The sequence below is a fragment of the Neisseria sp. P0021.S007 genome (assembly GCF_051956855.1).
This window is the reverse complement of sequence record NZ_JBQCXA010000674.1, coordinates 1-636: the sequence shown is the minus strand read 5'-3', so window position 1 is coordinate 636 and position 636 is coordinate 1. Positions and strand designations below refer to the sequence as shown.

General features: G+C 46.4%; 1 protein-coding gene. It reads left to right on the top strand.

What is annotated here, in order from left to right:
• Window positions 1-636, top strand: a 636-nt coding sequence (locus tag ACTHUR_RS15315) for a phosphopantothenoylcysteine decarboxylase domain-containing protein (RefSeq protein ID WP_440399489.1), incomplete at both ends; no start/stop codon positions are given.

Here is a 636-nt window from a genome sequence, read left to right as displayed (position 1 = left end):
TTCAAGCATTAAGCGGAAATCCTGTTCTAGTCGATACGCACGATGGTCACTCGACTAGAGGAATGAGTCATATTGATTTAACCCGAGAAGCGGATGTTTTTTTAATTGCTCCCGCTACTGCCAATACGGTTGCCAAGATCGCCAACGGTATTGCTGATAATCTACTGACCAATTTGGCAGCAGCACGAAAATGCCCCATGGCAGTCGCTCCGTCGATGAATGTGGAGATGTGGAACAATCCTGCCAATCAAAGGAATATCCAACAACTGATTTCAGAGGACATCACGGTTTTCCAGCCATCCTATGGCGAACAGGCTTGCGGTGAAATCGGGATAGGGAGAATGCCTGAAGCAATTGAACTTGCCGATTTGATTCATGATTTATGGACGCCGAAAATACTTGTCGGCAAAAAAATCTTAATCACTGCCGGTGCGACCTTGGAAATGATTGATCCGGTACGCGGAATTACGAATATTTCCAGCGGTCAAATGGGCATTGCCCTAGCCCGTGCATGCAGAATGGCCGGCGCACAAGTTACGTTAATTTATGGACAGTTACAAACTCCCCTGCCAACCGGTCTCTATCATGTAGAACAGGCTATTAGCGCCCAAGAAATGTACGATGCTGTTCATAAAT